The organism is Streptococcus sp. SM5 (assembly GCF_027497975.1).
Window position 1 is genome coordinate 17,675 of record NZ_JAJNSC010000001.1, and the last position, 26,547, is coordinate 44,221.

A 26,547-nucleotide genomic window follows, 5' to 3' on the forward strand; every position below is an offset into this window, starting at 1 on the left:
TTAAAGCTTAAGAAAATTATGATATACTAGAATGTAGCAAAAATTTAGAAATGGACGTGAAGCAAGAAACATGGCACAGTTGTATTATCGTTATGGGACCATGAACTCTGGTAAGACGATTGAGATTCTCAAGGTGGCCTATAACTATGAGGAGCAAGGAAAAGGTGTTGTGATTATGACCTCGGCTCTGGATACTCGTGACGGTGTTGGTTATGTGTCGAGTCGAATTGGCATGAAACGCCCTGCCATTGCGATTGAGGAAACGACGGATATCTTTGGCTATATCCGAGACCTACCAGAAAACCCTTACTGTGTATTGGTTGATGAGGCTCAGTTTCTCAAACGTCACCATGTTTACGACCTAGCTCGTGTTGTGGACGAGCTAGACATACCCGTCATGGCCTTTGGTTTGAAAAATGACTTTCGCAATGAACTGTTCGAAGGTTCCAAGTATCTCTTGCTCTTAGCAGACAAGATTGACGAAATCAAGACCATTTGTCAGTATTGTAAGAAAAAGGCGACTATGGTTTTGCGTACACAGGATGGACTGCCCGTTTATGATGGTGAGCAGATTCAGATTGGTGGCAATGAAACCTATATCTCGGTTTGCCGTAAACATTATTTCGCACCTGAAATCAATAAGGAGAATGAAGAAAAATGAACATCTATGATCAACTACAAGCTGTAGAAGACCGTTATGAAGAATTAGGAGAATTGCTCAGTGACCCTGATGTCGTTTCAGACACCAAACGTTTTATGGAGCTTTCAAAAGAAGAGGCTTCAACTCGTGATACAGTAACAGCCTACCGTGAGTACAAACAAGTCCTGCAAAACATCGTTGATGCTGAAGAGATGATTAAGGAATCAGGTGGAGACGCTGACTTGGAAGAAATGGCCAAGCAAGAACTCAAAGATGCCAAGGCTGAAAAAGAAGAATACGAAGAAAAACTGAAAATCTTGCTCCTTCCTAAAGATCCAAACGATGACAAGAATATCATCCTAGAAATCCGTGGAGCAGCTGGTGGTGATGAAGCAGCACTTTTCGCTGGAGACCTTTTAACTATGTACCAAAAGTATGCGGAAGCTCAAGGATGGCGCTTTGAAGTTATGGAAGCTTCTATGAACGGTGTTGGTGGTTTCAAAGAAGTGGTTGCTATGGTTTCGGGTCAATCTGTATACTCTAAACTCAAGTATGAATCAGGTGCCCACCGTGTGCAACGTGTCCCTGTAACAGAGAGTCAAGGCCGTGTTCATACTTCGACAGCGACAGTGCTTGTTATGCCTGAAGTGGAAGAAGTTGAATACGATCTTGATCCAAAAGATCTTCGTGTTGATATCTATCACGCCTCTGGTGCTGGTGGACAGAACGTCAATAAGGTTGCGACTGCCGTTCGTATTGTTCACTTGCCAACCAATATCAAGGTTGAGATGCAGGAAGAACGTACCCAGCAGAAAAACCGTGAGAAGGCCATGAAAATCATCCGTGCGCGTGTTGCTGACCACTTTGCACAAATTGCTCAGGATGAACAAGACGCTGAGCGTAAGTCGACAATCGGTACTGGTGACCGTTCAGAACGGATTCGTACTTATAACTTCCCACAAAACCGTGTCACAGACCACCGTATCGGCCTAACCCTCCAAAAACTAGATACGATTTTATCTGGTAAATTGGACGAAGTTGTGGATGCCTTGGTTCTTTATGACCAAACACAAAAATTAGAAGAATTAAACAAATAATGAAATTAGCTCAATTATTTTCAGATTTTGAAGAAGAATTGATAAGACAAGGAGAGGAAGCTGAAAGCCTCTCTTTTGTCTATCGTAGCCTGAAAAATCTTTCTTTTACTGACTTTGTTTTTGCTCTTCAGCAGGAAGTGACGGAAGAGGAAGAAGTATTTGTAAAAGGAATTTTCCAACAGTTAGTAGCTCATAAACCGGCACAGTATATCATCGGACAGGCAGATTTCTTTGGTATGCAGTTAACAGTTGATGAGCGGGTTTTGATTCCTCGTCCAGAGACAGAGGAGTTGGTGGAGCTTATCTTGGCTGAAAATCCTGAGATGAATCTATCAATTTTGGATATAGGTACAGGTAGTGGAGCTATTGCTCTCGCCTTAGCAAAAAACAGACCGGCTTGGTCAGTGACAGCAGCGGATATTTCTCAAGAGGCTTTAGAAATAGCTAGCGAAAATGCTAAAAATCAAAAAATTAATATATTTTTTAAAAAATCTGATTGTTTTGCAGAAATTTCTGAAAAATATGATATAATTGTATCCAATCCACCCTATATCTCTCGTGAAGATGAGTCAGAGGTAGGTTTGAATGTTTTGCATTCAGAGCCTCATCTAGCCCTCTTTGCAGACGAGGATGGCCTAGCTATTTACCGTAGAATTGCGGAAGATGCAACAGACTATCTCAAAGATGGTGGTAAGATTTACCTTGAAATTGGTTACAAGCAAGGTCAAAGTGTTCCTGAACTTTTTAGGAAACATCTTCCTGAAAAACGAGTACGAACACTCAAGGACCAATTTGGTCAAGATAGGATGGTTGTGGTTGATGATGGACAGGATTAGACAAGAGTTGGAAAAGGGTGGAGCGGTCGTTTTACCTACGGAGACTGTTTACGGTCTTTTTGCTAAGGCCTTAGATGAAAAAGCAGTTGACCATGTTTACCAACTCAAACGTCGTCCCAGAGACAAGGCACTCAATCTCAATATTGCCTCTCTAGAGGACATCTTGCACTTTTCTAAGAATCAGTCAACTTATCTACAAAAACTTGTAGAGACCTTTTTACCAGGTCCCTTAACCATTATTCTCGAAGCTAATGACCGAGTTCCCTATTGGGTCAATTCTGGTCTTGCAACTGTTGGATTTCGGATGCCGAGTCATCCCATTACCCTTGATTTGATTCGAGAGACAGGTCCCTTGATTGGGCCGTCTGCCAATATTTCAGGTCAGGCAAGTGGAGTGACCTTTACTCAAATTCTAGAGGATTTTGACCAAGAGGTTCTGGGTTTGGAAGACGATTCTTTTCTAACTGGACAGGATTCAACTATTTTGGATTTGTCTGGAGACAAGGTGAAAATCTTACGCCAAGGGGCGATTAAGCGAGATGATATTCTTGCTCAGTTGCCAGAGATTTCTTTTGAGGAGGAATGAGATGCTAAGAGACTTAAGAGAAACTGATGTGAAAGCTATATGTGACATTAACCAAGAAGTTTTGGACTATTCTTTTAGTCAAGAGGAAACGGCTGGTCAATTAGCTAGACTATCTCAGGATTCCCATCATTTCCTTCTTGGCTATGAGGATGCAGCTAGTCATGTCTTACGTGGATATGTCCACGCTGAGGTCTATGAATCACTTTATTCTAAAGCAGGATTTAATATTTTAGCTTTAGCAGTTTCACCTCAAGCACAAGGGCAAGGTATTGGTAAAAGCTTATTACAAGGGTTGGAAGAAGAAGCAAAAAGACGTGGTTATGGGTTTATCCGCTTAAACTCTGCCGATCATCGTCTGGGTGCTCATGTATTTTATGAAAAAGTTGGTTATACTTGTGATAAAGTGCAGAAACGATTTATTCGCATCTTTTAGTTTATTTTCTTATTGTAAAACAAACTAAAGGACCAGTCACACTATAAAGGAGAAGACCTATGATTTTTGACAAAGACGATTTTAAAGCATATGATGCTGATCTCTGGAATGCTATTGCCAAAGAAGAAGAACGCCAACAAAATAACATTGAATTGATTGCTTCGGAAAACGTTGTTTCCAAGGCTGTTATGGCAGCTCAAGGGTCTATCTTGACGAATAAATATGCCGAAGGTTACCCAGGACGCCGTTATTATGGTGGAACTGATGTGGTAGACGTGGTAGAGACTCTAGCCATTGAACGCGCAAAAGAAATTTTCGGTGCTAAATTTGCCAATGTCCAACCACACTCAGGAAGTCAAGCCAACTGTGCGGCTTACATGGCTTTGATTGAACCAGGTGATACGGTTATGGGAATGGATTTGGCAGCAGGTGGTCACTTGACCCATGGGGCTCCTGTTAGCTTCTCTGGTCAAACCTACAACTTTGTTTCTTATAGTGTGGACCCTGAAACGGAACTCTTGGATTTTGATGCTATCTTGAAACAAGCCCAAGAAGTAAAACCAAAATTGATCGTAGCAGGTGCTTCAGCCTATTCTCAAATTATCGATTTCTCAAAATTCCGCGAAATTGCTGATGCTGTTGGAGCTAAGCTCATGGTGGACATGGCTCATATCGCTGGTTTGGTTGCTGCTGGTCTCCACCCAAGCCCAGTGCCATACGCTCATATCACTACAACAACGACCCACAAAACCCTTCGTGGACCACGTGGTGGTTTGATTTTGACTAATGACGAAGAACTTGCTAAGAAAATCAATTCAGCTATTTTCCCAGGTATTCAGGGCGGTCCTTTGGAGCATGTTGTGGCGGCTAAGGCTGTTTCTTTCAAAGAAGTTTTGGATCCAGCCTTCAAGGAATATGCTACTAATGTTATCAAGAACAGCAAGGCTATGGCAGATGTCTTCTTGCAAGACTCTGATTTCCGTATTATTTCTGGCGGGACTGAAAACCACCTCTTCCTAGTGGATGTAACTAAGGTTGTAGAAAACGGAAAAGTTGCTCAAAACTTGCTGGATGAGGTCAATATCACCCTAAATAAAAACTCAATCCCTTACGAAAGCTTGTCACCATTCAAGACAAGTGGTATTCGTATCGGAGCAGCAGCCATTACTGCACGTGGATTTGGTGAAGAAGAAAGTCGCAAAGTGGCTGAACTTATTATTAAAACCCTTAAGAATGCAGAAAATGAAGCTGTCTTAGAAGAAGTGAGAAGTTCAGTCAAAGAATTGACAGATGCCTTCCCATTATACGAGGACTAAAACTTTTATGGACATTTATATTAAGAAAGCTATTATTCATCAGTTCAGTCCGGATGATACCGAACTGTTCCTAGCGGATAAGTTTCTCAATATTACTCCAAAAATCGAAGAATACCTTCGTAAAAAAATTGAACGTGTGTATTCAGATGAAGCCAAGACTGGGATTTTCGAGGAAGAAAATCCCTTCTTCAATCATATTACAGACGATTTGTTGGAGACATCAGTGACACTGGCTAATCTCTGGAAAGAGGAGTTCAGCATTTCAGAAAATCTTAAGACCAATGACTTGATTTTTGTGCAATTTTCTAAAGAAGGTGTAGAACATTTCGCTTTCTTGCGAATTGCCCTGCGGGAGACCTTGACTCACCTTGGTGGAGAAGTTGATAATCCAATCAAGCTGACTCAGAATAACCTGCCTGGATTTGGAACAGGAGCTGATGAGGCCTTGGTTGTCAATCTTCAAAGTCGAAAGTATCACCTGATTGAAAAACGAATCAAGTACAACGGGACTTTTTTGAACTATTTTTCAGATAATCTTCTTGCCGTTGCCCCTAAGATTTCACCCAAGAAATCTATCAAAGAACTAGAAAAAACGGCTCAGAAAATTGCTGAAACTTTTAACACAGATGATTTTCAATTTCAATCCAAGGTCAAATCAGCAATTTTCAACAACCTAGAAGAAAGCAATGAGTTGTCACCTGAAAAATTGGCCAACGACCTTTTTGACAATAATCTGACGGCTCGTTTGAGCTTTATTGATCAAGTAAAGGAAGCTGTACCAGAGCCTGTTCAATTTGATGAAATTGATGCCAGTCGTCAGCTTAAAAAATTTGAAAATCAAAAACTTTCCTTGTCAAATGGAATTGAGCTCATCGTTCCCAATAACGTCTATCAAGACGCCGAGTCTGTTGAGTTTATCCAAAATGACAATGGAACTTACTCTATCTTAATCAAAAATATCGAGGATATCCAAAGTAAATAATGTTTAAACGAATTCGAAGAGTGCTTGTACTAGCAGTCTTCCTTTTTGCTGGCTATAAAGCTTACCGTGTTCACCAAGATGTCAAGCAAGTCATGACCTATCAACCCATGGTGCGAGAAATCTTGAGTGAAAAAGACACCCCAGCAAACGAAGAGCTTGTGCTCGCTATGATTTATACTGAAACAAAAGGAAAAGAAGGCGATGTTATGCAGTCTAGTGAGTCTGCAAGTGGTTCCACCAACACCATCAATGATAATGCCTCTAGCATTCGGCAAGGCGTTCAAACTCTGACAGACAACCTCTATCTGGCTCAGAAGAAAGGTGTTGATGTCTGGACAGCTGTTCAAGCCTATAATTTTGGACCTGCCTATATCGATTTTATCGCCCAAAATGGCAAGGAAAACACCTTGGCTCTGGCCAAACAGTACTCTCGTGATACTGTTGCTCCCTTGCTTGGTAATACCACTGGAAAGACTTATAGTTATATTCACCCCATTTCCATTTTTCATGGGGCCGAACTCTATGTAAATGGAGGAAACTATTACTATTCTAGACAGGTGCAACTCAACCTTTACATCATCAAATGTTTCACTCTCTTTTCGACATCTGGCTAGTCCAGGTGTTTTTGTTATAAGTTTTCTTTAAGATAGATATATTACTCTAGAAAGGTAAAGGAGGAAAATCCCTATGAGAAAGAAACTCTTTCTAACCAGTGCTGCGGTCTTGTGGGCAGTAACAGCTATGAATAGCGCCCATGCAGCAACTGATGTTCAAAAAGTCATCGATGAAACCTATGTTCAACCTGAATATGTCCTAGGTTCATCATTGTCTGAAGATCAAAAAAATCAAACCCTTAAAAAACTAGGCTACAATGCCTCAACAGACACCAAAGAACTCAAGACCATGACACCTGATGTCTATTCTAAGATTATGAATGTGGCCAATGACTCTAGCTTACAATTGTATTCATCAGCCAAGATTCAAAAGCTAGGTGACAAATCGCCACTTGAGGTCAAGATTGAAACACCTGAAAACATCACCAAGGTAACTCAGGATATGTACCGAAATGCGGCCGTAACTTTGGGTGTGGAACACGCCAAAATCACTGTAGCAGCACCTATTCCAGTTACAGGTGAGAGTGCCTTAGCAGGGATTTATTATTCACTTGAAGCTAATGGAGCCAAGGTGCCGCAGGCCAACAAAGAGTTGGCTCAAGAAGAGTTGAAGGCTTTGTCTGATATCAATGCTGAAAACAAGGACAAAACTGGCTATGATGCTAATAAATTAAATGTTGCCCTAGCAGATATCAAGTCAGGACTCGCCAAAGCTAAAGAAAGTAAGGGAAATCTGACAGAGGAAGATGTCCGCAAAATCGTTGAAGATACATTGAAAAATTACAAACTTGATCAGGTTATAACAGGAAACCAAATCAATATCATCATCAATTTTGCTTTGAATCTCTCAAAGAGTGATATCCTCAGCAATGCAGACTTCACTAAAACCTTAAATGATCTTAAACAAAGCATTGTATCACAAGCTGGCGACAGTTTTAAAAATATCAACCTTAACTTTGATGCGGATAAGGCGCTAGAGGACGGCGGAAACTTCTTAAGCTCCCTCTGGCAAGCCATTGTCAACTTCTTCAAGAGTTTTGGTTCTTAAGAAATTTCATGGTATAATAGATGGTAACCGTAACGTTGCCGTCTTTTTTGTCGGCCAATAGAAAGAGAAGAGAATGTTAAAGAAAAATGATATTGTAGAAGTTGAAATTGTTGACTTGACCCATGAAGGTGCAGGAGTTGCCAAGGTGGATGGTTTGGTATTTTTTGTTGAGAATGCTTTACCAAGTGAAAAAATCCTCATGCGTGTCCTCAAGGTTAATAAAAAGATTGGTTTTGGGAAGGTTGAAGAATACCTTGTCCAATCACCACACCGTAATCAAGACCTAGATTTGGCTTACCTGCGTTCAGGAATCGCGGATTTAGGTCATCTTGCCTATCCAGAACAGCTCAAATTTAAAACCAAGCAAGTCAAAGACAGTCTATACAAGATTGCTGGAATTACTGATATAGAGGTTGCTGAAACTTTGGGTATGGAAAATCCAGTCAAGTATCGAAATAAGGCGCAAGTACCTGTCCGTAGAGTGAATGGTGTCTTAGAAACTGGATTTTTCCGTAAGAATTCCCACGACCTCATGCCTCTGGAAGATTTCTTTATTCAAGATCCTGTGATTGATGAGGTAGTAGTAGCCCTACGCGACTTGCTCCGCCGTTATGATTTGAAACCTTATGATGAAAAGGAACAATCAGGATTGATTCGAAACCTTGTGGTGCGTCGCGGACACTATTCAGGTCAAATTATGGTTATTTTGGTAACAACTCGTCCTAAAATTTTCCGAGTGGAGCAATTGATTGAACAACTAATCAAGCAATTCCAAGAGATTGTGTCTGTTATGCAAAATATCAACGACCAAAATACCAATGCGATTTTTGGCAAGGAATGGCGTACGCTTTATGGTCAAGACTATATTACCGACCAAATGTTGGGAAATGACTACCAAATCGCTGGCCCTGCCTTTTATCAAGTTAATACAGAAATGGCTGAAAAACTTTACCAAACAGCCATTGATTTTGCAGCATTAAAATCAGATGATGTGGTCATTGATGCCTATTCTGGTATCGGGACGATTGGCCTCTCTGTTGCCAAACATGTTAAGGAAGTTTATGGTGTTGAAGTGATTCCAGAAGCGGTTGAGAATAGCAAAAAGAATGCTCAGCTGAACAATATTTCAAACGCCCACTATGTCTGTGATACAGCCGAAAATGCTATGAAGAATTGGCTCAAGGAAGGAATTCAACCAACCGTTATCTTGGTTGATCCTCCACGCAAGGGCTTAACCGAAAGCTTTATCAAGGAAAGTAGCCAAACAGGAGCAGACCGTATTGCTTATATCTCATGTAATGTCGCAACCATGTCGCGTGATATCAAACTCTATCAAGAATTGGGCTATGAATTGAAGAAAGTACATCCGGTAGATTTGTTTCCGCAAACGCACCATGTGGAGTGTGTAGCTCTGCTCGTAAAAGCCTAGAAACCTTTGAACGAAAGGGATAAACAAAAGCCTTTATTGCAAGGCTTTTTGTATTGGGGTGGGTAAGTATCAGAGTGAGAATACAAGGTGACTGTCTTCATGTGCTAACCTTATAGGCTCTCAATCTATTTCCATAAAACCTAGGGGATACGGAGTTGTTTCCATAGACTAGGGGCAAACGGGAATAAACGTTCCCCCCTTATTAATTAAACTCAAGCAATGTTTGATCTTTGGAAAACAGTAGAAATAAGGTATACATTTTATAAATTTTAAGTCTTTGAAATTATTTTAGATTCCAATGTTTTTTTAGTACCTTGAAAGTTGAGTTCAACTTTTTTTAACATCTCGCTGAAAGGTAGTTCTATAACTTTGATTCCTCTGTGTAATCGTTTGGATATTACTTAAAAATTTTGGGGAGTAGAGTAGTAATAGACACAATCAAATTGTGTGGTTTGTTATGTTTGAAAATGAAGTAAAATATCGACTTGTAAAAGTAGGTTCGAAGTCATTACTATACAAAGATTTTTTCTATCGAAGAATAAAAAATTAGTTATTATTGTTTCAACATGAATTGAAACCTAAATTTTTAGAACTTGAGAATGTGGATATAGAATTGGAAGTGTTGGAGGGAGATAATGAGAAGTAAATCAATTGAAATTATTCCAGTCTTTCTCGTTTGAAATTTGTTAGAAATTCAGATAACTTTTGTTTTTCTTCTTCACTCATTGGTGGTGTATTAGGATCTTCGACAGAAAATTCAATAGGATAGAACACTCCATCAATTTCAATCCATTCTCTTCTTCGATGGCAGTTACAGTCTAAGTCATGTTCGATAATTTCCATTAGTTTTTTTCTTTCTAAGTATGGTAGTTGTTCTGTTTAGTATAGACAATTAGAGAATAATTACAATATTTCGCTCCTCAGTCGAAGTGAATTTTTTTGTGAATTAGATATAGCTTTTTCAAAGTGAGCAATACTAAAAATCTAAATAGAAGAATTTTCTTTGTAGCCATAAGCAAGCAATTCTAAAAAAATTTAAAATACTTTTAACTTCCAATCACAGGCATAAAGTGACCTACGACTTTGCCAACAATGCGTGGCTCATCTTCATAAGGAATAAACTTATCTGGATACTTATCATTTAAGGATACCATTCTAAAACCCTCTTTTTCACGATAAAGTTTCTTGATAAAGACTGAATCATTCCACGATAGAGCATATACTGCGCCATCATAGTCGAATCCACTGGAACGAATAAGAGCTACCTCACCATCTTGATAGATTGGTTCCATAGACTTACCACTAATCCAAGTAGCGATATCATATCCAAGCTGTTCTTCGTCTGAGTAGACGGTTTCAGTTTCATATTCATCAAATAAAGATTCTCCAAGACCGGCCGAAAGTTGGATATCTGATAGCACCTGCACTGAAAAGAGAGGAGTGACTTTTGTTGAGCTTTGTTGTGAAAGTAGTAATTCTTCAACATATTCTTCAGCTTTTATTTGATTATCAGGAGATAACTGAAGATAGTTATTGACAATATTGTACTCAGATTCAAAGTAGGATACTTCAACATCTAAGATTTCAGCAAGTGCAACTAGATTTTTTTGGTTAGGTTTGGCACGTCCAGATTCCCAGCTATTGTATGACGATCGATTGATATTGAGTAAATCAGCTATTTCAGTCTGAGAAAAACCTTTAGAAATCCTCTTTGTTTTGAGATTTTTTTTGGAAAACATGGTATAATACTCCTGTGTTGTTTTATAAAACAACACAATTGTATCAAAAATAATATAATTTGTCAATGGCAACTTGAGTTAAATGATTTTTGTTTTTAAGAAATATTTGTAAGGTTTTTATAAATACTATGTGTTATAATAGAAAGGTACTTTTAAAAGGACTCTTTGGAGGATAGTGTGAAGATTTCCTATAACCCTTTATGGCAGACAATTGCTGATAGAGGTATCAGAAAAAATCAGTTTAGGTTAGGTGCAAAAATTAGTTCAAGTACTTATACCAAATTGATTAATAATGATTGTATAACTACAGATACTTTACTAAAAATAGCTAATTATTTATCTTGTAATGTATCAGAAATTGTTGAATTTAAAGATGTAAATCTATAATTGGAGAGTAAAAATGTTAAAATTAGCTACTGCTTTTAGTGGAATTGGTGCAATAGAACATGCTTTAGAGCGTCTAGGCATTCCATATTCCATTGAATTTGCTTGTGATAATGGGGATGTCGATATTCTTTCAAAAGAAATCCCTGATACTATCAAAGATGTTAAAGATGAAATAACAGAACTTGGAAATGTTGTTGATAGGTATAATGACGATGACAGTTGGTTGATTGATAAGCTGTCTAAAGTGTCTCAATCTTTAATTGAGTTTGAAGAATCAATCGGAACATTTTCAGTAAATCAGTTTAAAAAGGTGATTGAACTTTCTTCAGAAATATTAGATAGTGATTCACTTAATGTAAATCAGCGTAAATTTTATATTTTAACTTTAAAAAATATAAAGGAAACAGATAACGCTGATAAAATTTATCAATCAATTAAATTGAGCATTAAGTTGAATAATGATCTTCCGAAGTTATCGGATATTTATAAATTCCCCAAACTAGAAATAGGTTTAGTTAGGTTGAAGGAACTTGCTAAAGATTTTAAAGCAATTCGAGAAGAACTTTCTATGCTTCATGAGCGAATTAATACAGAAAGTATCCGTAAGAAAGTTTTCAGTCTTCAAACATTAGAGGAGCAAAAGGCTTATGTTGATAAACTGTATGAAGGCAGGGAGAAACAAAATAATGTTAGAAAATCATACTTCGCAAATTATGAAATTGATGAATCTCGTTTTCATTGGAATGTCTCTTTTCTAGATGGAACAAAGTACCAAGATGTGGACTTGTTTGTTGGTGGAAGTCCATGTCAATCATTTAGTTTGGTTGGTAAACAAAGAGGACTTGGAGATACTCGTGGCACACTTTTTTATGAATATGCTCGTTTGGTTAGTGAATTAAAACCTAAAGTATTTATTTATGAGAATGTTCGTGCTATTTTAAGTAATGATGAAGGACGCACTTGGAAAACCATGACTCAAATTTTTGAGGATTTAGGATATGAATGGAAATTTCAAATTCTTAATGCTAGAGATTATGGAATCCCACAAAACAGAGAACGAGTTTTTGTAGTTGGTTTCCGTAAGGATCTTGATTTTGAGGAATTTTCATTCCCTAAAAAGAAAGAACTGACCAAAGTTATGCAGGATTTCTTATTGGATAATGTATCAGGTAAATACTATCTTGCTAAGAAAGGGGTAGATTTTGTCCTGTCAGATAAGAACCTAGAGAAACGCTACACACAGATCGATGGAGAAATTCAACTTTGTCAAAAGAAAAATCAGCAATTCAACTGGCATGGCGATTTTATATTTGAGGAAGAGAATAAAGACAAAGAGAAGTTGATTGAAGATTTAGATAAATACTTCTTATCTGAAAAAGTTAAAAAATATGTTCTGTCTTCAGGAACAAAAGGTTTTTACTCAAAACCAAAAACTGACTTAGAAATTGCTCGTCCATTGTTAACTACAATGCACAAAATGCACCGTGCAGGTGTCGATAATTATGTAACTACTGAAGGTCGACTTCGCAAGCTTACTCCAAGAGAGTGTTTGAGATTAATGGGTTACTGTGATAGTTTTAAAATAGTAGTGTCAGATACAGCAATTTACCAACAAGCTGGAAATTCAATCGTAGTCGATGTTATGATGGCCATTGTTAAGCAAATATATAAATCTTATCCAAAATTAGGAGAGTGAAATGGAAATACAGAAGTTTAATATCCCAAGCAGTTTTGTTAGTAAAAAATTGAAATTAGATTCTGACGCTGGTGCTGGTGAAGCCAAATTATTTGTGGGCTCGAAAGGAAATGAAGATCAACTAAAATCATTTTTCTCAAACTTTAGTGATTTTACATCATATAAAATACATAAAGCAGATTTACTAGACTATCTAAAAACTGTTAAAATTGAGTATGTTGGTCAGAAATACAATAAATATAAAGAAATTGATTATGACTATTTTAAAATGGTTGAAGAGTATGTTTCTAAATTAGAAGATTCAATTGAAATTAAACTGGAACTATACAGTGATGAAAAACGTGTATATATTAGACCAACAGAAGATTATAAAAAAATATTCAATTCTTTGATAAGAAATCTTGCACTTCCCAAAATTACTCAGTTAGTTGTAGAGAGAATAAATGAATTTGAGTTTGTAATAAAATTGGAAGTTGACATTAATAAGTTATATACTTCTGAGCTAGTGACTAACATTGAATTAGTTTATAAAAGTAATTTTTCTTCTGTTTTTTCTCTAAATAGAGTTCTTTTTGGTGCACCTGGTACTGGTAAGAGTCATAAGTTAGGTGAAGATATGGTCAATTTACTTGAAAATGCTGAAAAAGACTATGAGAGGGTAACTTTCCATCCAGATTATACCTTTTCTCAGTTTGTTGGTACTTATAAACCGGTTCCTATTATAAATAAGGATGGAAAAGAAGAAATCTCTTATCAATATGTCCCTGGGCCATTCATCCGTTCTTATGTAAAAGCACTTAAGAGTGCTCAAACAGATAATCCTAAACCTTATCTTTTGCTAATCGAGGAGATTAACCGAGCTAAGGTTGCAGCAGTCTTTGGTGACATTTTCCAATTATTGGACAGAACAAATGGTGTCAGTGAATATCCAATTCGTACTTCTGAGGATTTGAGACAGTATCTTGCGAACGAACTGAAAGTTTCAGAAGATCAAGTAGCTACATTGACTTTGCCAGACAACCTATATATTTGGGCCACAATGAATAGCGCTGACCAAGGTGTTTTCCCTATGGATACTGCCTTTAAGAGACGCTGGGATTTTGAGTATCTAGAATTGGATGGCGGAGAAGCTGAGATTGAAGGATATAAATTTAATGTTGGGAGTCAAACTTATGAATGGAATGCACTTCGTAAGGCTCTCAATGAAGTTCTATCTGAAGACTACAAAATCAATGAAGATAAGTTGATGGGTCCATTCTTCATTAAACTTGATTCGTATAAGATTGAGGTTAAATCAGATGCTAGTAATCCAGCCGAGTCAGATAAGAAATCTTATGAGTCTATCCTAAATGACGAGTTTCTTGATGTCTTCAAGAACAAGGTCTTGATGTATCTCTTTGATGATGCTGCTAAGCAGAAGAGGAAAGATTTCTTCCAAGGAGTAGAGAATTCAAACAGATACTCAGTTATCTGTAAAGAGTTTGAAGCGAAAGGATTACAGATTTTTGCTCATAGCGTCTCAAAAAAATATGATGATTTTGCTTCAAGCGATAAGGACTAGATTATATGAAGTCAGTGTTTATTCGTGAACAAAAGAGATATACCTTTCATGAACTTCAATTTAGATTTAATCTAGATAAAGAACCACTTCAAAAATTACTCCTACGCTTGAAATCCTTTGGTATCTTAAAAACTGTAAAAAACACTAAAGAACAACAGGAACTATCAGATTTATTTGAAGAAGATGCTGAACTGGAGGAACTTTCTACTGGTGGGAGTGAGTTGCTCTATGTCTTTACCTATGTTGGGCTTGTGATGATTCAGAACTTCGTTCTTAAGTGTTATCCTAAGTATATCAATAAGGAAAAAGAACTCGATATCAAGCTCAAAGAGGTTATTCAAGTCATTGAGAAAGCTGATCAGAAGGAACAAGAAATACTGATTTATTCAGAGTATGATTCAAGCAGCTCTTTCAATGAACTAGCTCTAATTATGTATTTCTTGAATGATTATTTTGAGTATGGTTTGTACAATGTTGAGGATACAATTTTAGAAATCAATGGTTATGGGGATATTAACTGGGATAAAACTATTAATGACACCTTTACCATTATTTCGAATAATCGTCCTTATTATCCAGAGTTGCTTACTCAACGGAAGATTCATGATGAGACACACTTTATCAAACAACTTCATGAAATTATTTTGACTCAAGCCACTAAGACTTTGCAGGATGCTGATTTGCATGACTTGTTAGGCTTACCAGAACTTCTTTTGACAGAGGAGAAGATGGACGATTTAGCTGAAAAGGACTATATTCTTTATCGAATCGAGCAGCAACTTTCTGTTGAGTTTAATACTAGAAACCAATTGTTACTAAAAGCTCTTTATATCTACGTTGATAATAAGGATACATCATCAGAAAAAAGTGATATCAGTTTCTTTGGAACGAACTCATTCCATGTGGTTTGGGAGAAAGCTTGTGCAGTAGCTTTTGAAAATCATCTTGATTATTCACTCAAGTCTCTTGGACTGGGTGATAGCACAAAAAGCTTGAAAGATATTATTGAGAAACCTAAATGGACTTCAAAAGGAATTGAAAAGAAAAGTGATACCTTGATTCCAGATACCATATCAGTTCAGTCTCCTCTGTTTATGATTTTTGATGCTAAGTATTATCTATTAAAAGTTGAGGATAAAGGACTATACAATAATCCAGGGATTGGAGATGTGACGAAACAATTCTTGTATCAACTAGCTTATAAAGATTTGCTTGCTTCCCAAGAAGAACTAGTTGTGAAAAATTTCTTTGTGATGCCAACTGAGTCAGAAACAGATCTTGACTTTGGTTCAGTGACCATGGAGATGTTTACAGGTAAAACTTTGGAATTGAGTCCTGTTTATATCATCAAATTGAATGTAGATGAAGTTTATCGTGCATATTTAGAGGAAAGGCCACTTAAGGAAGTAATTGAAACATTAAAAGCTAGCAGTAGTGTTTAGTTGACTATTTGATTAGTCTAGAAATAATAAATGGGGGAACTGAAGTAACATTGTAGGAACAGCAACTTGATGAGGGTTGCTGTTTCAAATTGTAAAATATCACAATTTTTGATATACTAGTAGAGTAAATTGTTCATTTAACTCGATTCCCGATGACAGGCTAGGAGTTATTAGTCTGGTTGTACTGGTGTGCTTATTAGTTAAGAAGCTCTCTGTCAATGAGAAAGGAGATTTTATGAATCCAGTAATGTTAAAAATAATCGAAACTCATAACGAGGTTCTTGGTTTCATTTCTAGTTTGTACCTTATAATTCAAACCGTCGCCCATAAACTTGGAATCTTAACTAATGAATCGGGTTAAGTGAATAATTGCAATGTAACGTCAGCAGTAATATAAAAGGTTACTGTTTTTTTAATATATCTAGAAAATCTAAAAGTGTTGTAATAGAGTCAGAATTGATTAGGAGGGGACTTTGATGGGAAAATAGAATAAAAGCATATTAATCTCCAGTACGTCATATTTCTCTTTTCTGTATTTTCATTGTATAATAGGATTACATTTACTTGCATACGACGAAATGTAAACATTTCTATTTAAAATTAAGGAGAAATTAATGAAAAAGGTAATGTTAATTATCAATCCTACTTCTGGTGGCGAGAAGGCTTTGGATTACAAAGAAAAGCTGGAGAATAAAGCAAAAGAATACTTTGAGCACGTAGAAACCAAAATTACCGAAAAGGCGCTGGATGCAACATATTTTGCTGAGGAAGCTTCTCGTGAGCAGTACGATGCAGTGGTTGTGTTTGGTGGAGATGGGACTGTCAACGAAGTCATTTCGGGTATTGCTGAGAGAGACTACATTCCTAAGTTAGGGATTATCCCAGGTGGGACGGGTAACCTCATTACGAAACTGTTGGAAATCAATCAAGACATTGATGGCGCGATTGATGAACTGGATTTTAATCTAACAAATAAGATTGATATCGGAAAAGCGAATGACAATTATTTTGGTTATATTTTTAGTATCGGTTCTCTTCCTGAAGCGATTCACAATGTTGAAATCGAGGACAAAACAAAATTCGGTATTTTAGCCTATGCTGTAAATACTATGAAGTCCGTTATGACGGATCAGGTCTTTAACATTAAGGTTGAGACAGAAAATGGAAATTATGTTGGTGAAGCTAGCCATGTGTTGGTTCTCTTGACAAATTACTTCGCTGATAAGAAAATCTTTGAAGAAAACAAAGACGGCTATGCCAATATTTTGATTCTAAAAGATGCTTCAATATTCTCCAAATTATCCGTCATTCCTGATTTACTAAAAGGAGATGTTGTCGGCAATGATAATATTGAGTATATCAGAGCGCGTAATATTAAGATCTCTTCAGATAGTGAATTGGAGTCAGATGTTGACGGCGATAAATCGGATAACCTACCTGTAGCAATCAAAGTCTTAGCTCAGCGAGTAGAAGTATTTTCAAAACCGAAAGAGTAGAAGGTAAAAATTAGTTTATTATTCACAACGAAATTAAGTTCTATATCAACGATTGGAGGAGGAATGAATTCTCTATTTGATGAATTTCGAACAATTTGTTCTCATTTAAACCAAGTCGGAATCACTCCGACGCTCATGGGGTCTTTGGGGTTTGAATACCGATCAAATGAAGAATGGGGGCCGTCTGACATTGACATTCATGTGCCTGGTGACCCTAGAGGTTGGGAAGCACCCGATCATCTCAGAATTTATGAGTGGGACAAGATAATGAAAGTGATGAAACACTTAGGCTACACCTTAATAGATATTCATGAGCATGAATTCCAAAAAGATGGTCTGAGTGTTGAATTCGGAAGTATCGATTCTTTACCTGATTTTGTAGGAGTTTCGGAATCAGATATAGAGCTGATTCATCTCGATGACATCACTTTTCGCGTTCCAAGTTTAGAACAGTATTTAAGTATTTACAAGGCTTCTTCCCAAGATTCTTATCGAAATAACCACAATAACAATAAGGATTTCAAAAAGATAGAGTGGCTGGAAAGATATTTGTAAATCATCATTTGGAAAGTAGCAAGTTGTAAGACTGGCTGCTTTTTTATTTATAGAACCAAACCACTAGAATCTATGGACAAGCCTTGAAAATAAAATAAGAAAGTAGTATACTAGAATCACAATTATGAAAACGTTTGCGTCGTAAATGTAATCAAGTAAATCAGGAGACAAATACAGTGGAATTAACAGCCATTTACCATAGGCCGGAGTCGGAGTTTGCCTATCTTTATAAGGATAAGAAGCTTCACATTCGGATTCGAACTAAGAAAGAGGACATTGAAAGCATCAACTTGCACTATGGAGACCCTTTTATCTTTATGGAGGAGTTTTATCAGGATACAAAAGAAATGTCCAAAATAACTTCTGATGCCCTATTTGATTATTGGCAGGTTGAAGTGTCCGTCTACTTTGCGCGTATCCAGTATCTCTTTGAACTCAAGGATACAGAAGGTCAAAGTATTTTGTATGGCGATAAAGGGTGTGTGGAAAATTCTCTAGAAAATCTTCATACTATTGGAAATGGATTTAAGTTGCCTTATCTTCATGAGATTGATGCCTGCCAGGTTCCTGATTGGGTTTCAAATACGGTATGGTATCAGATATTTCCTGAGAGATTTGCTAATGGAAATGCTCTATTAAACCCAGAAGGGACTTTAGACTGGGATTCATCTATCACACCTAATAGTGATGATTTCTTTGGTGGTGATTTACAGGGGATTGTTGACCATCTGGATTACTTGCAAGACTTGGGTATTACTGGACTTTATCTTTGTCCTATCTTTGAATCTACGAGCAATCATAAGTACAATACGACAGATTACTTTGAAATTGATCGTCATTTTGGAAATAAGGAGACCTTTCGGGAGCTGGTCGAGGAAGCGCATCAGCGAGGTATGAAAATCATGCTGGATGCTGTATTTAACCATATTGGTTCGCAATCACCTCAATGGCAAGATGTTGTCGAAAATGGTGAGCAATCTGCTTATAAGGATTGGTTCCATATTCAACAATTCCCAGTGACGACTGATAAGCTTGCTAATAAGAGGGAGCTACCTTATCATGCTTTTGGTTTCGAGGACTATATGCCTAAGCTAAATACAGCCAATCCAGAGGTCAAGGACTATCTTTTAAAGGTTGCGACTTATTGGATTGAAGAGTTTAATATCGATGCTTGGCGTTTGGATGTGGCTAATGAGATTGACCATCAGTTCTGGAAGGATTTTCGTAAGGCAGTTTTAGCTAAAAGGCCTGATCTTTATATCCTTGGAGAAGTCTGGCATACGTCTCAGCCTTGGCTAAATGGCGATGAGTTCCATGCTGTTATGAATTATCCCTTATCTGATAGCATCAAAGAGTATTTCTTACGAGGTGTTAAGAAGACAGACCAGTTCATCGATGAAATCAATGGCCAATCTATGTATTACAAACAGCAGATTTCAGAGGTTATGTTTAATCTCTTGGATTCTCATGATACAGAACGTATTTTGTGGACGGCCAATGAGGATGTTCAACTGGTTAAATCAGCCCTAGCCTTTCTCTTTTTACAAAAAGGAACACCTTGCATCTATTACGGAACAGAGTTAGCTTTAACCGGAGGACCAGACCCAGATTGTCGTCGCTGTATGCCTTGGGAACGCGTATCAAGTGACAATGATATGCTGAATTTCATGAAGAGGCTGATTAATATTAGAAAACAAGCGTCATCAACCATTCAGCATGTCAAGTATAGCCTAAAAGAAATCAAACAAGATATAGTAGCCCTTGAATGGAAATACGAAGGCCGGGTCCTTAAAGCGATCTTTAACCAATCAAAAGAAGAGTATATTTTAGAGAAAGAAGCAGTATCACTAGCAAATAATTGCCGAGAATTGGAGAATCAGCTTGTCATCTCTCCAAAAGGATTTGTGATTTTTTATTAAAGAGCAATTAAGAGTGACAGGAAAATTGTAGTATAGAGAGCATTTTACAAACAGACTATTTGTCGTCTTGCTACAATTGGTATATAATTTAACTTAGAGTAAATAGGAGGACAAATCGAATGGAATTAAAAGATTTTACAGAAAAAGAACAGGAAATGATTAAGAAGGGGCTTACGACGTCTAAGATTAGTGACAAGGAAGCTGCTGAAAAGATTCTTGCGCTAGTACCACAAGACTTGATTAAGAGAATTCCGTTTTTTGTAAGAAAACATGCTACGACACGTACGATTAAACGCATTTCAATTGAACACCCTGAACTCTACGCTGCAGCTCAAACAAGTGGTGAGATTCCAGAAAAAGAACGCGAAGAATTGCGTCAGATTATCATAACTATCTTTGAACAAAAGATGAATAAGCATAGTATTCGTTAAATACAAAATCCGAGAACTAGAGCCTTCTAGTTCTTTTTATATCCGTTTTCACACTATTAAACTTATATAAATCTATATAAAACAATATATTTCCGAACAAAAATAGATATTTTTTTAAAAAGTACTTTACAGAGTGTTTGAAGTATGATATAGTAATAAGGCTTAGAAAATGAGATGATGTTTTCTAGCAAATATAAACCCGAGTAAAAAATGCCTACGGACAGGCAGGGTTGAATGCCGAAGCGTGGTTGAAAAACCACATTATTGATAGGGTTAAAAGCCTACTTTTATAAGTTGATGTTAGGACACTTGTCCTAATTCATAAATTTTTAGTGTGGTGAAAGCACACGTCATCTTGTGAAACGATCAATAAAGTACGTAATATTTGCTACTAGAGAGTTAGGAAACATCGGGAACAGACATACTCAACAGAAACAAACATAAAAACGTCAGAAGATTGCAGAGCAGGTGAAAACCTGCTCTTTTTTCATGAGTCAACCTTTAGTCGCCTTCGTCTTCTTGAAGCGCTAAAAATACGGTAAAGGAGTATGTCTTGAAAGAGTTAGATCAAAACCAAGCCCCAATTTATGAGGCCTTGGTGAAGTTACGCAAGAAACGGATTGTTCCCTTTGATGTTCCAGGTCACAAGCGTGGACGGGGAAATCCAGAACTTGTCGAACTTTTAGGTGAAAAATGTGTTGGCATAGATGTCAATTCGATGAAACCCTTGGATAATCTTGGTCACCCCATTTCGATTATTCGGGATGCAGAGAAGCTGGCTGCAGATGCTTTTGGAGCTAGCCATGCTTTTCTCATGATTGGAGGAACAACTTCATCGGTGCAGACTATGATTCTGGCAACCTGCAAGGCTGGAGATAAGATTATTCTGCCACGTAATGTCCACAAATCTGCTATTAATGCGTTGGTTCTATGTGGTGCTATTCCCATCTATATCGAGATGAGTGTGAACCCTAAAATTGGTATCGCTTTAGGGCTCGAAAATGATCGAGTAGCCCAGGCTATTAAGGATCATCCAGATGCAAAAGCAATTTTGATAAACAATCCTACTTACTACGGCATCTGTTCTGACCTAAAGGGGTTGACAGAAATGGCTCATGAAGCTGGCATGATGGTTTTAGTGGATGAAGCCCACGGAGCGCATTTGCATTTCACTGATAAACTTCCAATTTCTGCTATGGATGCAGGGGCTGATATGGCAGCAGTTTCCATGCATAAGTCTGGGGGGAGTTTGACACAGAGTTCGATTCTTTTAATTGGAGATCAGATGAATCCTGAGTACGTTCGCCAGATAATCAACCTGACCCAGTCAACATCCGCCTCTTATTTGTTGATGGCTAGTTTGGATATTTCACGTCGCAACTTGGCCCTTCGTGGTAAAGAGTCGTTTGAGAAAGTCATTGAGCTATCCGAGTACGCTCGCCGTGAAATCAATGCCATTGGTGGCTACTATGCCTACTCAAAAGAGTTAATAGACGGTGTTTCGGTTTGCGATTTTGACGTGACCAAGCTGTCAGTTTACACTCAGGGTATTGGGCTAACAGGGATAGAGGTTTATGATCTCTTGCGAGATGAATACGATATTCAGATTGAATTCGGGGATATCGGCAATATATTGGCCTATATTTCGATTGGTGACCGTATCCAAGACATCGAGCGCTTGGTCGGTGCTTTGGCTGATATCAAGAGACTCTATTCACGAGATGGGAAGGACTTGATAGCTGGAGAATATATCCAGCCCGAATTGGTGTTATCTCCTCAGGAAGCCTTCTATTCGGTGAGAAAAAGTTTGTCTTTAGACGAATCTGTTGGACAAGTCTGTGGGGAATTTGTCATGTGCTATCCTCCAGGGATTCCTATCTTGGCTCCTGGAGAACGCATTACACGTGAAATTGTAGACTATATCCAATTTGCCAAGGAACGCGGTTGCTCCCTCCAAGGGACGGAAGATCCTGAGGTCAATCACATCAACGTCATTAAGAGAAAGGAGAACTAGATGGATTTATGGTTTTCTGAAGTTCATACTCCAGATGTCAAATTGTCCCTGAGAACAGCCAAGCAACTCTACGCTGGTAAAAGTGAATGGCAGGATATCGAAGTCTTGGATACACCAGCTTTTGGAAAGATTTTGATTTTAAATGGGCACGTCTTGTTCTCAGATGCGGATGATTTTGTCTACAATGAAATGACCGTCCACGTTCCCATGGCTGTCCACCCAAATCCCAAGAAAGTCTTGGTTATTGGAGGTGGTGACGGTGGTGTTGCCCAAGTATTAACACTCTATCCTGAACTGGAACAAATCGATATTGTGGAACCAGATGAGATGTTGGTTGAGGTCTGTCGTGAGTATTTCCCAGATTTTGCCGCAGGGCTAGACGATCCTCGTGTTACCATTTACTACCAAAATGGGCTACGCTTTTTGCGAAACTGTGAAGATGACTATGATATTATCATCAACGATGCGACAGATCCCTTTGGCCATACGGAAGGGTTATTTACCAAGGAATTTTACGGTAATAGCTATCGAGCTCTTAAAGATGACGGTATCATGATTTACCAGCATGGGAGTCCCTTCTTTGACGAGGATGAGTCAGCTTGCCGAAGCATGCACCGCAAGGTCAATCAAGCCTTTCCAATCAGTCGAGTTTATCAGGCCCATATCCCAACCAGTCCAGCGGGCTATTGGTTGTTTGGATTTGCATCGAAAAAATACCACCCTGTCAAAGATTTTGACAAGGAAGGCTGGAAAAAACGCCAGCTTTTCACAGAATACTACACTGCTAACTTACACGTGGGAGCCTTTATGTTACCCAAGTATGTTGAGGATATTTTAGAAGAAGAGGAAGGAAAAAAATGAGTCGTTTACTAGTTATTGGTTGTGGGGGCGTTGCCCAAGTTGCTATTTCAAAGATTTGTCAAGATAGCGAAACCTTTTCAGAGATTATGATTGCTAGCCGTACCAAGTCAAAATGTGATGACTTGAAGGCTAAATTAGAAGGTAAAACAAGTACAAAGATTGAGACAGTTGCTCTTGATGCTGACAAGGTTGAAGAAGTGATTGCCCTGATTGAAAGCTACAAACCAGAAGCTGTTTTGAACGTAGCTTTACCATATCAAGATTTAACCATTATGGATGCTTGTTTGGCTACAGGTGTTCACTATATCGATACAGCCAACTACGAAGCAGAAGACACAGAAGACCCTGAATGGCGTGCTATTTATGAGAAACGTTGCAAAGAACTTGGTTTTACAGCCTACTTTGACTACTCATGGCAATGGGCTTATCAGGAGAAATTCAAGGAAGCAGGCTTGACCGCTCTTCTTGGTTCTGGTTTTGACCCAGGTGTGACTAGTGTCTTTTCAGCTTACGCACTTAAACACTATTTTGATGAAATCCACTATATCGACATTTTAGACTGTAATGGTGGTGACCACGGTTATCCATTTGCGACGAATTTTAATCCAGAAATCAATCTACGCGAGGTTTCTGCGCCAGGTTCTTACTGGGAAGATGGAAAATGGGTCGAAGTAGAAGCTATGTCAATCAAGCGCGAGTATGATTTTCCTCAGGTTGGACAAAAAGACATGTATCTCCTTCACCATGAAGAAATCGAATCATTGGCCAAGAACATTCCAGGTGTCAAACGCATTCGCTTCTTTATGACCTTTGGTCAATCTTATCTAACTCATATGAAATGCTTGGAAAATGTCGGTCTCCTTCGTACGGATACCATTAACTTTAACGGCCAAGAAATTGTTCCAATCCAATTTTTGAAAGCCTTGCTTCCTGATCCTGCCAGCCTTGGCCCACGCACTGTTGGTAAAACCAATATTGGTTGTATCTTTACAGGTGTCAAAGATGGCGTTGAAAAGACCATCTACATCTACAATGTCTGCGACCATCAGGAATGTTACGCAGAAGTTGGTTCACAAGCTATTTCTTACACGACAGGCGTTCCGGCTATGATTGGAACAAAATTGGTTATGAACGGTACTTGGAAACAACCTGGAGTGTACAACCTTGAAGAGTTGGATCCAGATCCATTTATGGAATCATTGAATGAGTATGGTTTACCTTGGGTTGTGGTTGAAAATCCACAAATGGTGGACTAATGAAGCTAGAACAAGTACCAACGCCAGCCTATGTCATTGACTTAGCCAAGTTAGAAGCAAATTGTTGCATTCTACAATATGTTCAAGAAGAAGCTGGTTGCAAGGTTTTGCTTGCCCAGAAGGCCTATTCCCTCTACAAAACCTATCCCTTGATTAGCCAGTATCTATCAGGTACGACAGCCAGTGGACTCTATGAGGCAAAATTGGCAAGGGAAGAATTTCCTGGTGAAGTCCATGTCTTTTCACCTGCTTTCAAGGATGCAGACTTGGAGGAATTGCTGGAGATAACGGACCATATCGTCTTTAACTCAGAGAGACAGTTGCGTAAACATGGGGCCCGTTGTCGGGAGGCTGGTGTCAGTGTAGGTTTACGTCTCAATCCTCAATGTTCAACACAGGGTGACCATGCGCTCTATGACCCTTGTGCACCTGGTTCTCGTTTTGGAGTAACTTCAGACAAGATACCGAGTGATTTGCTGGAATTGGTAGACGGTCTTCATTTTCATACCCTTTGCGAGCAGGGAGCAGATGATTTAGAAACAACTTTGAAAGCAGTAGAAGCGCAGTTTGGTCCCTACTTACATCAAGTCAAATGGCTCAATATGGGTGGAGGACATCACATCACAAGAGAAGATTACGATGTGGATTTGCTGATTTCAGAAATCAAGCGTATCCGAGAAACTTACAATCTTGAAATCTATATTGAGCCGGGTGAAGCCATTGCGCTCAATGCAGGTTATCTAGCAACTGAAGTTTTGGATATTGTAGAAAACGGTATGGAAATCTTGGTTTTAGACGCCTCTGCGACCTGCCATATGCCTGATGTACTTGAGATGCCCTATCGTCCACCTTTGAGAAATGGCTTTGAGGCACAGGAAAAAGCCCATACCTACAGACTTTCTTCTAATACCTGTCTGACGGGCGATGTAATTGGTGATTATAGTTTTGAAAATCCAGTCCAAATCGGTGATAGACTTTATTTTGAAGACATGGCTATTTACTCATTTGTTAAAAATAATACCTTTAATGGTATTGGATTGCCAAGTCTCTATCTCATGGACGAGCAAGGTGATTGCAGCTTAGTCAAAGCCTTCGGCTATCACGATTTTAAAGGGAGATTATCATGATGGTCAGTCCAAAAAAATTAGGCTATCGCATGCCAGCAGAGTACGAACCCCATCATGGTACCCTCATGATATGGCCGGCTCGACCAGGATCATGGCCTTTTCAAGGAAAAGCTGCTAAAGCAGCATTTAGCCAGATTATCAAAACCATAGCAGAAGGGGAAAGAGTCTATCTTTTGGTGGAGCAGGATTATCTATCTGAGGCCCAAGACTACCTTGGAGATAGCGTTGTTTATTTAGATATTCCCACCAATGATGCCTGGGCGCGTGATACTGGTCCGACTATTCTTGTCAATGATAAAGGCCAGAAATTAGCCGTGGATTGGTCTTTCAATGCTTGGGGTGGAGCTGTTGATGGTCTCTACCAAAACTATGAAGATGATGACCAAGTAGCTAGTCGTTTTGCCGAGGCCTTGGAAATGCCTGTTTATGATGCCAAACCTTTTGTCCTAGAAGGCGGAGCAATCCATAGCGATGGCCAAGGAACCATTCTCGTGACTGAAAGTTGCTTGCTTAGTCCTGGTCGCAACCCTCATCTAAGTAAAGAAGAAATTGAGAGAAGATTATTGGACTATCTAGGCGCTGAAAAAGTTATTTGGCTTCCTTATGGTATTTATCAGGACGAAACCAATGAACACGTTGACAACGTTGCAGCCTTTGTTGGTCCTGCAGAACTTGTCTTGGCTTGGACAGACGACAAAAGCGATCCTCAGTATGCCATGTCAAAAGCAGATCTCGAACTATTAGAGCAAGAAACAGATGCAAAAGGTCGTCACTTCACCATTCATAAGCTTCCTATCCCAGCTATTCGTCAGGTTGTAACCGAAGAGGATTTGCCAGGCTACATCTATGAAGAAGGAGAAGAAGAGCGATACGCAGGTGAACGACTAGCAGCTTCCTACGTAAACTTTTATATCGCCAACAAGGCTGTCCTTGTTCCCCAATTTCAAGACGTAAATGACCAAGTAGCCTTAGATATCCTCAGTAAGTGTTTCCCAGACCGTAAAGTTGTCGGAATACCAGCCAGAGATATTCTTTTAGGTGGTGGCAATATCCACTGTATCACCCAACAAATCCCAGAATAG

The 26,547-nt window shown here is 38.5% G+C and carries 25 protein-coding genes; 23 read left to right on the forward strand and 2 right to left on the reverse strand.

Annotation, left to right across the window (positions count from 1 at the left end; all coding sequences use genetic code 11):
- The first annotated feature begins 70 nt into the window (after positions 1-70).
- From PAN07_RS00075 to rlmD, 10 genes are all read left to right on the forward strand, one after another.
- The gene (locus PAN07_RS00075) at positions 71-661 is read left to right on the forward strand and encodes a thymidine kinase (RefSeq protein ID WP_061864149.1); all 591 of its coding nucleotides are present in this window, start codon (positions 71-73) and stop codon (positions 659-661) included.
- Complete coding sequence (prfA, locus tag PAN07_RS00080) at positions 658-1,737, forward strand: peptide chain release factor 1 (RefSeq protein WP_061864148.1); 1,080 nt, start codon at positions 658-660, stop codon at positions 1,735-1,737. Before PAN07_RS00075 ends, prfA begins: the two co-directional genes overlap by 4 nt.
- Entirely contained in the window at positions 1,737-2,573 is an 837-nt protein-coding gene (gene prmC / locus PAN07_RS00085; protein ID WP_269796679.1) for a peptide chain release factor N(5)-glutamine methyltransferase, read from the forward strand. Before prfA ends, prmC begins: the two co-directional genes overlap by 1 nt.
- Positions 2,557-3,159 carry an L-threonylcarbamoyladenylate synthase gene (locus tag PAN07_RS00090; RefSeq protein WP_064276198.1) on the forward strand — a complete coding sequence of 201 codons (603 nt, stop codon included), beginning with the start codon at positions 2,557-2,559 and terminating at the stop codon, positions 3,157-3,159. The genes prmC and PAN07_RS00090 overlap by 17 nt, the downstream gene beginning before the upstream one ends.
- A 1-nt stretch (position 3,160) precedes the next feature.
- Entirely contained in the window at positions 3,161-3,592 is a 432-nt protein-coding gene (locus PAN07_RS00095; RefSeq protein WP_064276197.1) for a GNAT family N-acetyltransferase, read from the forward strand.
- A 59-nt stretch (positions 3,593-3,651) separates the two neighbouring features.
- Positions 3,652-4,908, forward strand: coding sequence for a serine hydroxymethyltransferase (gene glyA / locus PAN07_RS00100; RefSeq protein ID WP_064276196.1), 1,257 nt, complete (start codon positions 3,652-3,654; stop codon positions 4,906-4,908).
- 7 nt (positions 4,909-4,915) lie between these two features.
- Positions 4,916-5,890: a nucleoid-associated protein gene (locus PAN07_RS00105; protein ID WP_064276195.1), complete on the forward strand. Its 975-nt coding sequence runs from the start codon at positions 4,916-4,918 to the stop codon at positions 5,888-5,890.
- A complete protein-coding gene (pmp23, locus tag PAN07_RS00110; RefSeq protein WP_023940692.1) occupies positions 5,890-6,504 on the forward strand; it encodes a cell wall hydrolase Pmp23 in 615 nt (204 codons plus the stop codon). The genes PAN07_RS00105 and pmp23 overlap by 1 nt, the downstream gene beginning before the upstream one ends.
- A 73-nt stretch (positions 6,505-6,577) precedes the next feature.
- Complete coding sequence (locus PAN07_RS00115) at positions 6,578-7,552, forward strand: DUF1002 domain-containing protein (RefSeq protein ID WP_064276194.1); 975 nt, start codon at positions 6,578-6,580, stop codon at positions 7,550-7,552.
- A 73-nt stretch (positions 7,553-7,625) separates the two neighbouring features.
- Complete coding sequence (gene rlmD, locus PAN07_RS00120; protein ID WP_269796680.1) at positions 7,626-8,981, forward strand: 23S rRNA (uracil(1939)-C(5))-methyltransferase RlmD; 1,356 nt, start codon at positions 7,626-7,628, stop codon at positions 8,979-8,981.
- Between the two features lie 657 nt (positions 8,982-9,638).
- On the opposite strand, the gene PAN07_RS00125 is transcribed toward rlmD, so the two are convergent.
- On the reverse strand, positions 9,639-9,824 hold the full coding sequence (locus PAN07_RS00125; RefSeq protein ID WP_061589709.1) for a hypothetical protein: 186 nt from the start codon (positions 9,822-9,824) through the stop codon (positions 9,639-9,641).
- 203 nt (positions 9,825-10,027) lie between these two features.
- Positions 10,028-10,720 carry an XRE family transcriptional regulator gene (locus tag PAN07_RS00130; protein WP_061589710.1) on the reverse strand — a complete coding sequence of 231 codons (693 nt, stop codon included), beginning with the start codon at positions 10,718-10,720 and terminating at the stop codon, positions 10,028-10,030.
- A 177-nt stretch (positions 10,721-10,897) separates the two neighbouring features.
- On the opposite strand from PAN07_RS00130, the gene PAN07_RS00135 reads away from it, so the two are divergent.
- From PAN07_RS00135 to aguA, 13 genes are all read left to right on the forward strand, one after another.
- Positions 10,898-11,107, forward strand: coding sequence for a helix-turn-helix transcriptional regulator (locus PAN07_RS00135; RefSeq protein WP_061589711.1), 210 nt, complete (start codon positions 10,898-10,900; stop codon positions 11,105-11,107).
- Positions 11,108-11,120: 13 nt separating this feature from the next.
- Positions 11,121-12,803, forward strand: a complete 1,683-nt coding sequence (gene dcm / locus PAN07_RS00140; protein ID WP_261026392.1) for a DNA cytosine methyltransferase — start codon at positions 11,121-11,123, stop codon at positions 12,801-12,803.
- A 1-nt stretch (position 12,804) separates the two neighbouring features.
- Entirely contained in the window at positions 12,805-14,364 is a 1,560-nt protein-coding gene (locus PAN07_RS00145) for an AAA family ATPase (protein WP_061589713.1), read from the forward strand.
- Between the two features lie 5 nt (positions 14,365-14,369).
- Entirely contained in the window at positions 14,370-15,806 is a 1,437-nt protein-coding gene (locus PAN07_RS00150; protein ID WP_061589714.1) for an LlaJI family restriction endonuclease, read from the forward strand.
- A gap of 614 nt (positions 15,807-16,420) precedes the next feature.
- Complete coding sequence (locus PAN07_RS00155; protein WP_269796681.1) at positions 16,421-17,302, forward strand: diacylglycerol kinase family protein; 882 nt, start codon at positions 16,421-16,423, stop codon at positions 17,300-17,302.
- Positions 17,303-17,365: 63 nt separating this feature from the next.
- Positions 17,366-17,857, forward strand: a complete 492-nt coding sequence (locus PAN07_RS00160) for a phosphoribosylanthranilate isomerase (protein ID WP_269796682.1) — start codon at positions 17,366-17,368, stop codon at positions 17,855-17,857.
- 176 nt (positions 17,858-18,033) lie between these two features.
- Entirely contained in the window at positions 18,034-19,776 is a 1,743-nt protein-coding gene (locus PAN07_RS00165) for a glycoside hydrolase family 13 protein (RefSeq protein ID WP_269796683.1), read from the forward strand.
- 119 nt (positions 19,777-19,895) lie between these two features.
- Positions 19,896-20,207, forward strand: coding sequence for a hypothetical protein (locus PAN07_RS00170; RefSeq protein ID WP_269796684.1), 312 nt, complete (start codon positions 19,896-19,898; stop codon positions 20,205-20,207).
- Positions 20,208-20,760: 553 nt separating this feature from the next.
- Positions 20,761-22,221 carry an aminotransferase class I/II-fold pyridoxal phosphate-dependent enzyme gene (locus PAN07_RS00175; RefSeq protein WP_269796685.1) on the forward strand — a complete coding sequence of 487 codons (1,461 nt, stop codon included), beginning with the start codon at positions 20,761-20,763 and terminating at the stop codon, positions 22,219-22,221.
- The gene (gene speE, locus PAN07_RS00180) at positions 22,222-23,082 is read left to right on the forward strand and encodes a polyamine aminopropyltransferase (RefSeq protein WP_201059091.1); all 861 of its coding nucleotides are present in this window, start codon (positions 22,222-22,224) and stop codon (positions 23,080-23,082) included.
- Complete coding sequence (locus PAN07_RS00185; RefSeq protein WP_269796686.1) at positions 23,079-24,338, forward strand: saccharopine dehydrogenase family protein; 1,260 nt, start codon at positions 23,079-23,081, stop codon at positions 24,336-24,338. Before speE ends, PAN07_RS00185 begins: the two co-directional genes overlap by 4 nt.
- A complete protein-coding gene (gene nspC, locus PAN07_RS00190) occupies positions 24,338-25,465 on the forward strand; it encodes a carboxynorspermidine decarboxylase (RefSeq protein WP_269796687.1) in 1,128 nt (375 codons plus the stop codon). The genes PAN07_RS00185 and nspC overlap by 1 nt, the downstream gene beginning before the upstream one ends.
- Positions 25,462-26,547 carry an agmatine deiminase gene (gene aguA / locus PAN07_RS00195; RefSeq protein ID WP_084863461.1) on the forward strand — a complete coding sequence of 362 codons (1,086 nt, stop codon included), beginning with the start codon at positions 25,462-25,464 and terminating at the stop codon, positions 26,545-26,547. Before nspC ends, aguA begins: the two co-directional genes overlap by 4 nt.